Source organism: Aeromonas sp. 1HA1 (assembly GCF_029237385.1).
GTDB classification, from domain to species: Bacteria; Pseudomonadota; Gammaproteobacteria; order Enterobacterales; family Aeromonadaceae; genus Aeromonas; species Aeromonas popoffii.
The window spans coordinates 22730-32630 of the sequence record NZ_JAACGC010000051.1; the positions used below are offsets into that span (position 1 = coordinate 22730).

The 9901-nt window shown below is 57.5% G+C and carries 5 protein-coding genes; 2 read left to right on the plus strand and 3 right to left on the minus strand.

What is annotated here, in order from left to right; genetic code table 11:
- Positions 1–12 precede the first annotated feature (12 nt).
- Both GWQ22_RS15280 and GWQ22_RS15285 read right to left on the minus strand, forming a co-directional pair.
- Entirely contained in the window at positions 13–1749 is a 1737-nt protein-coding gene (locus GWQ22_RS15280; RefSeq protein WP_275930836.1) for an ABC transporter transmembrane domain-containing protein, read from the minus strand.
- A gap of 141 nt (positions 1750–1890) precedes the next feature.
- Complete coding sequence (locus GWQ22_RS15285) at positions 1891–4692, minus strand: response regulator (protein ID WP_275930837.1); 2802 nt, start codon at positions 4690–4692, stop codon at positions 1891–1893.
- 155 nt (positions 4693–4847) lie between these two features.
- On the opposite strand from GWQ22_RS15285, the gene trxC reads away from it, so the two are divergent.
- Together trxC and GWQ22_RS15295 are read left to right on the plus strand one after the other, a co-directional pair.
- Positions 4848–5288: a thioredoxin TrxC gene (gene trxC, locus GWQ22_RS15290; RefSeq protein ID WP_042034866.1), complete on the plus strand. Its 441-nt coding sequence runs from the start codon at positions 4848–4850 to the stop codon at positions 5286–5288.
- A gap of 154 nt (positions 5289–5442) precedes the next feature.
- Positions 5443–6828 (plus strand): DASS family sodium-coupled anion symporter, encoded by a 1386-nt coding sequence (locus GWQ22_RS15295; RefSeq protein WP_275930838.1) that lies wholly within the window; start codon positions 5443–5445, stop codon positions 6826–6828.
- A 65-nt stretch (positions 6829–6893) separates the two neighbouring features.
- Here the strand turns inward: GWQ22_RS15295 and GWQ22_RS15300 are convergent, their stop codons facing one another.
- Positions 6894–9371: a glycogen/starch/alpha-glucan phosphorylase gene (locus tag GWQ22_RS15300; protein ID WP_275930839.1), complete on the minus strand. Its 2478-nt coding sequence runs from the start codon at positions 9369–9371 to the stop codon at positions 6894–6896.
- Positions 9372–9901: the final 530 nt, after the last annotated feature.

Sequence of the window (9901 nt, forward strand, 5' to 3'; positions counted from 1 at the left end):
TCATGGTCAGGTTCACAGGCTCTCCTCCACGTCTTGTTCCAGCCGCTGATAGCGAACCATGTCTGCGTACCAGCCGTTGTGAGCCATCAGGACGCCGTGACGGCCCCGCTCGCTGACGCGCCCCTGCTCCAGCACCAGGATCTCGTCAGCCTGCTCCACCGCCGTCATACGGTGACTGACCAGGATCAAGGTGCGTCTGTGAGCCTTGAGCGCTTGCAAGATCTGCAGCTCGGTATGGGCATCGACCGCCGACAGGGCATCGTCCAGCACCAGGATCGGCCCCTCCAGCAGCAGGGCGCGGGCAATGGCGAGCCGCTGCTTCTGGCCGCCGGAGAGGGTCACCCCCTTCTCTCCCACGTCGGTCTCATAGCCCCTGGGGAAGCGGCGGATGTCATCGTGCACGCAGGCGATGCGCGCCACCCGCTCTATCTCCTCAGCGCTGGCATCGGGCCTGCCAAGGGCGATGTTGGCGGCTATGGTGGTGGAGAACAAAAACGGCTCCTGCGGCACATAGGCAAACTGGTCACGCAGCTCGCCAAGGGCCAGCTGCGCGATGGGCACGGCGCCCATGGTGAGCTCGCCGGCAGTGGGGTTGGCAAGGCGCATCAGCAACTTAAGCAAGGCGCTCTTGCCCGCCCCCGTGCGACCAACCACCCCCAGCATGCCGCCACGGTGCAGGGTGAAATCGATATCCTGCAGCAAGGTGCGCTGCTCCAGCTGGTAGCTCACCCCCTTGGCCTTGAGCGGAAAAGCAGAGGTAAACGTGGCCGGCTGGGCAGGCTCTTCAATATCGCTGCGCTCGGCCAGCAGGCTCTCGATGCGGGAGTAGGCAGCACTGCCCCGCTCTATGATGTTGAACAACCAGGCGATGGCAAACATGGGCCAGATGAGCTGACCCAGATACATGGTGAAACTGGTGAGCTCCCCTAGGGTCAGCTCGTCACGCACCACCAGCACGCTGCCACCGGCAACGGCGAGAAAATAGGAGCAACCGATACAGAGATAGATGACGGGGTCGAACTTGGCATCGATGCGGGCCACCGCCATATTGCACGCCCCCGCTTGCCGGGTCAGCTCGGCAAAACCCTTGTCCTCCAGAGATTCAACCGCATAGGACTTGAGTACACGCACGCCGGAGAGCGCCTCTTGGGTCTTATTGTTGAGGCGGGAGAAGGCCCCCTGCGCCGCCTTGAACTCCTTGTAGATCTGGGTGCCAAAGCGGTTCATGAAAAACGCCATCACGGGCAGGGGCAGCAGGGAGAGCAGCGTCAACTGCCAGGAGTACTGGCTGCACATGATGGAGAGCACCAGCGCCCCGACTATGATGGAATCCACCAGGGTCAACACCCCTTCCCCGGCCGTCATCTCCACCGCCTGGATATCGTTGGTGGCGTGAGCCATCAGATCGCCGGTGCGGTGACGCTGGTAAAAATCGGGGCTCATACGGGTGAAGTGGCTGAACAGGCGGTTGCGCAGCACATAGGCCAGCCGGTAAGAGGCGCCAAACAACATGACCCGCCATACGTAGCGCAGCAGATAGATGAGCAGACCCAGTACAAACAGCCCCGCCAGGTAGCGTATCAGGGTATCGTTGTCGAGAGAGCCCTTGGCGATGCCATCCACTACCCAGCCCACCACCCTCGGGGGGATCACGGTCAACACGGCCACCATCATCAACAAGGAAATGGCGACCAGATAACGCCGCCACTGCTCCTTGAAGAACCAGCCCAGCCTTGAGAATACGCTCACGTAGATATCCTTTGTCGCGATCAGCCAGAGGCTGCCGCCCGTCACGGGAACACGCAATGCAATCGCCCCCAGAAGGGGGCGATACGAGAGGGCCATGATAGCCTGAAGTGGCTGGCTTGAGAATAATTGCTATTTATCCCGTTACGATAAGCGATCATCTCGCTGTTCAAAGGGACTGTATGGCGTTTCCTGCTGCTCACCGGTCAGCAAGAAGTGAGACACCTCATCCCGGGTCAAGCTGAATACACGCTGCAATTGCTCCAGATCCGGCTCGGTCAGCTCCTCCTGCTGACGCAGGCGCCACTCCAGCTCACCCGCCATGATCTGCAAGCGGGAGGCCGAAATATTGGCCGACACCCCCTTCAGGGTATGCAGTAACCGGCAGGCGATATCTGGCTGCTGACGGCGCAGGGCGGAACGGATCTCCCACAGATCATCCTTGTGCTCGGACATGAACAGCTTGAACAGGATTTGCAGTGCCTCCTGATCCTGCTCCAGCCGTTTGAGGGCATCCTCCAGATCCAGCACCCCCATCAGATCCGGCGGCTTCACCTCCAGCGGGACCCGGCATTCGCCGCTGGCACTCTTCACCCACTGCAGCAGGTTGTTGTAGAGATCCAGCTTGCTGACCGGTTTGGTGACATAGCCGTTCATGCCGACACCGAGACAACGCTCCCGATCACCGGGCATGGCGCTGGCGGTGAGCGCTATGATGGGGACATCGTGCTTGTCCACCATCTTGCGGATCTGGCGGGTCGCATCTAGGCCATCGAGCACTGGCATCTGCAAGTCCATCAGGATCACGTCAAATAGCTGCTCGGAGACCCGCTCGACCGCCTCACGGCCGTTGCTGACCACTGTCACCACGGCATCCACCCGGCGCAGGTATTCGATGATGAGCTGCTGATTGACCCTGTTGTCCTCCGCCAGCAAGACCCTGACGCCTTGCAGCAGCTCACGGAAGTGTTGCTGATCGCCCTGGGCTTCGGCCTGGCGGATCTGCTGATCGTGGGAGCTGCCATTGAGCAGCTCATCCACCTTGGCCAGCAGGGCATTCTCTGTCATGGGTTTGGACAGGAAGTGGGTCAGCCCCATGCTCTCCATACGCCCATGCAGTCCCTCTTTGGCCCAGGCGCTGGTCATCAGGATGGGCAAGCGCCTCCACTGGCTGTGCTGGTACATCTCGAGGGCCAGATCCAGGCCATCCTCCTGCCCCATACGCCAGTCCAGGATGGCCAGCCGTATGTTCTGGCCCTCCTCGCGCAGCACTTGACGAGCCCGGGAGAGGCTGTTGACCGCCTCCACCCGGACACCGGCACGACCGAGAATGTCCTTGGCAAGATCCAGCACCAGTTCATTGTCATCCATCACCAGAATGAGCGGTTGATGCTCGAAGAAGACCCGACGACCAGACACCCCATAGACGGCCTTGGTCATGGGGATCTCGAACTGGAACACAGAGCCTGTGCCCGGCTTGCTCTGTACTGTGATCCGCCCCCCCATCAGCTCGACCAGTCGCTGGGAGATGTTCAGACCAAGGCCGGATCCCCCATATTTGCGGGTGTTCCCCGCCTCCAGCTGGGTGAAAGGCTGGAACAGCTGGGCCTGCTTCTCCTCGGCGATGCCGATCCCGGTATCCCGCACGCTAAAACGCACCCGCATGGGATGCTGGTTGACCAGGATGATGGCCACTTCCACCTCGCCCCGCTCGGTAAACTTGATGGCATTGTTGACCAGATTGACCAGCACCTGACCAAGTCGCAGCGGATCGCCGCGCAGGAAATCGGGCACGGCCTGTGACTTGTTGATGATGACCTCGATCTGCTTGCGCTCGGCCAGATCGGCAAACATGCCGGCGAGCGAATCTATCTGCTCGCTGAGATCAAAGTCGATCTCTTCCAGAGTCAGCTTGCCGGACTCGACCTTGGTCAGATCCAGAATGTCATTGATAAGCAACAGCAAGGTATCTGACGAAGACTTGATCTTGCTGAGGTAATCCCGCTGCTGCTGATCCAGCTCGGTCTGCAGCGCCAGCGAACTGAAGCCTATGATGGCGTTCATGGGGGTGCGGATCTCGTGGCTCATGTTGGCCAGAAAATCGCTTTTTGCCTGGGCCAGCAAGCCGGTCTGACGCGACAGGTCGCTCAGCTTCTGGTTGCGACGCCACAGGGTGACTGCCACCAGCGCGAAACAGAGCATGGCCCCCCCCAGCACGATCAGATAGAAACGGCTCTTGAGGGAGGAGGCCTGATCCATCTTGCTCTGCTTCCAGACCGACAACCCATCAAGCTCATGCATGTCGATAACCTGGTTGCGCAGCACGTGGTAGTCCACCACCTGGTGGCTGACGTCTTCGCTCAACTGGGCAAGACCTGCCACCTCGGGAAGGGAAGGATAGGCCGTCTTGAGCCGTTGTTGCAGCTTTTCCAGCTGCTCCTGCTCGCCCTTGTCCCAGCTGCGCTTGAGGTAGCGACTGAGTTGTGCCAGCTCGGTCAGATCTATGGCCAAAGGAGCATCTGCTGGCAGGGTCGCCAGCAAGGCGTTGAGCTGTTTTTGAAACGGCTGCTCTATGTACTCGATGGCCATCTCCATGGAGTAGAGTTTGGCCAGATCCAGCAGGTAGCTGTCGATGTCGTGCAGCAGGGATTGGGAGTGAGGATTATCAGCAGCGTCGGGGTCATTACGCACCTCGCGCACGAAGTTGTCGAGATTGCTCGACAGCTGGTTGAGACGCTGCTGCACATTGCCATCATTGGCCTTCTCTCGTCCCAGCAGATAAACGGTATCCGTGTTGACCCGGTTGAGGATCAACTCCGCTGCCACGCTGAGTTCGGAGGCTTTCTGCTGCTGACTGAGCAGTTGCCAGCAATAACCGGAGAATGCCAGCAGCGCTACGATGATCAGGCTCAGGACAACACGATTGACCCGTGTCACATTATTCATCCCGTCTAGATTCTCATGTCATGGCCGTGTATCCGCCGACAGAATGCCGAAACCGGATCACTGGCAGTGAAAGATAACTGACTGCTATGTTACCGTTACTCGGCCCTGTCAGTGCAAGAAAGATGTTGCAGGGCTTACGCATACAGGAATCAATTATGTCATTTATCACTACCTATTGTAGTCATTGCTTCACCAAGAACCGCCTGCCTGACGAAAAACTGGATTCAAACGCGAAATGTGGCCGTTGCAAGGCACCGCTGTTTGGTATCACTCCCGTCATGAGCCGCGAGGAACAGTTCGATACCCTGATCCAATCCGACCTTCCGGTCGTGGTCGACTTCTGGGCCAGCTGGTGCGGGCCATGCATACAATTTTCACCAATTTTTCAACAAGTTGCCAGTGAACTTGAACCTAACATTCGCTTTGCCAAGGTCGATACCGAGCAGCAGCAAGCCATCGCGGCCCGCTACGCCATCCGCAGCATCCCCACCCTGATAGTATTCAAGCAGGGCAAGATAATGGCGCAGCGCAGTGGTTCCCTGCCCAAGAGCCTGTTCAAGGAGTGGCTCGCCTCCTTCATTCCTTCCGCCAAATGAAAATTAAATGTTTAATTTTTGTTTTATTAATGTTTTCACCCACCTTGACTCTGTGAGTCCCGGCATGATTTGACGACTTCCCCCTGTTTCACACAGCGGGATAAATGTAATCTCGGCAACACAACAACAACCATAAATTAACCGAGAGAACGCTATGCACACATCTGCTGTCCCCCCCGCTACCCCATCTCGCTGGCTAGACATCAAATCCGGGATTGTCATCCTGGATGCGCTGCTGCTCTGTGCCATGCTGGCCTGGCTACCGTTTGATCCCATGGTCAACAAGGGGCTGGGTATTCTGGTCTTCATCGCCATTCTCTGGCTGACTGAAGCCCTGCACGTGACCATCACGGCCCTGCTGGTGCCACTGCTGGCGACCGTGCTCGGGGTGTTTGACATGAGCAAGTCCCTCACCGACTTTGCCAACCCCATCCTGTTCCTGTTCTTCGGGGGGTTCGCCCTTGCGGCCGCCCTCTCCAAACAGGGGCTGGACACCCTGATGGCGGGCAAGGTGATGCACCTGGCCAACGGCCATCTGGGTTGGGGCGTCATACTGCTGTTTACCATCACTGCCGCCATGTCCATGTGGATCAGTAACACGGCCACCACCGCCATGATGCTGCCACTGGCCATCGGCATGCTGGCACGGCTCGACAGCAAGCAAGATCGCGCCACCTTCGTGTTCGTGCTGCTGGGGATCGCCTACAGCGCCAGCATTGGTGGCATCGGCACCCTGGTCGGCAGTCCGCCCAACGCCATCGCCGCCGCCCAGATGGGGATTGGCTTCACCGACTGGATGAAATTCGGCATCCCTGTTGTGCTGATCCTGATGCCCTGCGGCATTGCCCTCCTCTATCTGGTCACCCGTCCACAACTCAACCACAGGGTTGAAATCCAGGATGTCACCATCAACTGGACTCGTGAACGCAAGGTCACGCTGGCCATCTTCCTGACCACAGTGGTGCTCTGGATTGGATCGCAGCCCATCTCCAACGCTTTCGGCGGCGTTCCTCAACTCGATACCCTGATCGCCATGGGCGCCATCGTGGCCATCGTCGTTAGCCGCGTCGCCAGCTGGGATGACGTCAACCAGAACACCGACTGGGGCGTGCTGATGCTGTTTGGCGGCGGCCTGACCCTGAGCGCCATCCTCAAGGCCACCGGTACCAGTGCCTTCCTGGCCAGCCACCTGTCGGCCGTGCTCTCCCATGCCAACATCTTCATCGTGTTGCTGATGCTGGCGGCCTTCGTGGTGTTTCTGACCGAACTGGTCTCCAATACCGCCACCGCCGCCCTGCTGATCCCGCTGTTTGCCGGGGTGGCCGAGGCGCTGGGCGTATCCCCCATCGTCATGGCGGTACTGATCGCCATCGGTGCCTCCTGCGCCTTCATGCTACCGGTGGCCACCCCACCCAATGCCATCGTCTTCGCCAGCGGCCATATCCGCCAAAAAGAGATGATGAAGGCGGGGATGGCACTGAATATCGTGTTCACCGTGCTGCTGGCAGTGCTTGCCTACTTTGTCGGAGACATTCTCTGATCCGCTGACTCGCACCCAGCAAAAAGCCCTCGCAATGCGAGGGCTTTTTCATATCAAGACGGGGATCAACCCGTAATGTTGCAGCGCTTGAGGTTCCAGATCCGATCCACGTAGTCCTGGATAGAACGATCCGAGTTGAACTTGCCCATGGTGGCTGAGTTGATGATGGCCTTCTTCGCCCACAGTGCAGGATCCCGATACCAGGTATCGATCAGCTTGTGAGCTTCGGAGTAGGAGGCAAAATCGGCCAGGGTCAGGTAAGGATCGCCCCCTTCCAGCAAGGAGCGCTTGATGGAGGAGAGTTCACCCGGACGACCCGGCGTGAAGTAGTCGGTATCGAACCAGTCCAGCACAGCCTTGAGCTCGGAGTTGGCATAGTAGAAGTCATACGGGTTGTAACCGCGTCCCTTCAATGCCTTCACCTCGTCCACATTCAGACCGAAGATGGCGCAGTTTTCGGCACCCGCCTCTTCCGCGATCTCGATGTTGGCCCCATCCAGCGTCCCTATGGTGATGGCGCCGTTCAATGCCATCTTCATGTTGCCGGTACCGGAGGCCTCGTAACCGGCGGTGGAGATCTGCTCGGAGACATCGGCAGCCGGGATCAGCTTCTCGGCCAGGCTGACGCGGTAATTCGGCATGAACACCACCTTCAGCTTGCCCTGAATGCGAGCATCGTTATTGACCCGCTCAGCCAGCTTGTTGATGACATAGATGATGTCTTTGGCCAGCTTGTAACCGGGCGCCGCCTTGGAGCCGAAGATGAACACACGCGGGTGCATGTCATAGTCCGGGTTGGCCAACAGGCGACGGTAGAGTGCCATGATGTGGATAAGGTTAAGCTGTTGGCGCTTGTACTCGTGCAGACGCTTGATCTGGATGTCAAAGATCGCCTCGGCGCTCACATCAATGCCGGTTTCGTCCTTGATGACCTTGACCAGCTTCTCCTTGTTATGACGCTTGATGGTCATGAATTGCTGCTGGAACGCCTTGTCGTCGGCAAATTTCACTACGCCACGCAGTTTGTCCAGTTGCAGCGGCCACTCCTTGCCCACCACTTCGTTGTAGAGGCCAGCCAGTTCCGGGTTGCACGCCAGCAGCCAACGACGCGGGGTCACACCATTGGTAACGTTGCACAGCTTCTCTGGCCACAGCTCGGCATACTCAGGGAAGAGATCCTCTTTCACCAGCTTGGAGTGGATCTCGGCCACGCCGTTCACCTTGGAGGAGCCGATCACCCCCAGGTTGCCCATGCGCACCTTGCGCACATCTCCCTCTTCGATGATGGAGAGCTTGGCCTTGATGGCATCGTTGCCCGGCCACTTGGGCTCGACCAGCTCGCTCAGGAAGCGGGCATTGATCTCGTAAATCACTTCCAGATGGCGAGGCAGTACTTTCTCGAACAGACTGACCGACCACTTCTCCAGCGCTTCCGGCAGCAAGGTGTGGTTAGTGTAGGAGAAGACCTGATAGCAGATGGCCCAGGCAGCATCCCAGTTCAGATCTTCCTCATCCACCAGCATCCGCATCAGCTCGGGGATGGCCACGGTCGGGTGGGTATCGTTGAGCTGAATGGCGATCTGAGCGGCAAAGTTGCTGAAATCCGAGCCATGCACCCGCTTGTAGCGGCGCATGATGTCCTTGATGGAACAGGCACAGAAGAAATACTGCTGGATCAGGCGCAGCTCCTTACCCGCGTCTGTCTCATCGTTCGGATAGAGTACCTTGGAGATGGTTTCAGCCTGGGCTTTCTCGGCCTGGGAGTCGATGTAACCACCGGCGTTGAACACGTCCCAGTCAAAAAACTCGGAGGCGCGGGATTCCCACAAACGCAGTATGTTGACGGTATGTCCACCAAAGCCCACCACAGGGATATCCCAAGGCACCCCTTTGATCTTGCGACCAGCGTGCCACACCTTCTTCAGACCACCGTTGTCACCAAACACGGTCTCGACATAACCGTAGAGTGGCACGTCTTGCACGGACTCGGGACGGCAGATCTCCCAGGGGTTGCCATATTCACGCCAGGAGTCCGGACGCTCTATCTGACGACCATCCTGGATCTCCTGACGGAACAGGCCGTGCTCATAATGGATGCCGTAACCGACAGCCGGGTAATTCAGGGTCGCCAGCGAATCGATGAAGCAGGCGGCCAGGCGGCCAAGGCCACCGTTGCCGAGCGCCATGTCCGGCTCTTGTTCACACAGGTCGGTCAGTTCCAGACCGAGTTCACCCAACGCCTCTTCACACACTTTGTACAGGGAGAGGTTGTGCAGGTTGTTGGAGGTCAAACGCCCCATCAGGAATTCAGCAGAGAGATAGTGAATGGCACGAGTATCTTTCTTGAAGTGAGTCTGCTGAGTGCGGGTCAGGCGCTCGTACACCTGTTCGTTGACGGCGGCTGCGGTCGCTTTCCACCACGCTTCTGGCGAGGCTTTCTGTTCGCTTGTACCCAAGGTAGAACGCAGGTGACGCACGATACTCGCCTTGAGCTGATCTTTATCCAGTTGGAGATCCTGGTCTGTCTTCTTCTTGGTAGCCATAAACCATTTCCTTCGTTACAGAATAATAAAATTGTTATCCCATTAGGGACCGGTGCTGTTGTTCTCTCAGAATATGTTCCGGCGTGGGCATACTAGCTAAAGCTGATGGTTGAAAAGTTAACGCAAGTCACACTTTAACGCATAAAAATGACAGTTCAAGCTTGAAACCCCTTTCCTGAAACTGATTAACTACGGCCACTCATTTCATTTAAAATCAGTAACTTAATAAATAAATGAAAATATAAACCCGTGAATAGGTTTTCAATCATTGCCAAGTACTGAAAATCCATGAAAATAACTGAAAATACAGTGCGCATTGAAATCGTTTTCAATGCGCACTGTTCATAGGACCAGACTGACGACAATCTATGATGGCGATCTCCCCCCTTTAACCATGTGCCTTGAACCTGTCTCTTGATCAGATCTTGATCCCCGAAGCCATCATCTCTTTGGCGGCAATAAAGCCGTCCAGTTTACTTTGCAGTGTTTGCCAGCCTTCCCAGAGTGAGCTCCAGCCTGCAATCCCTGTT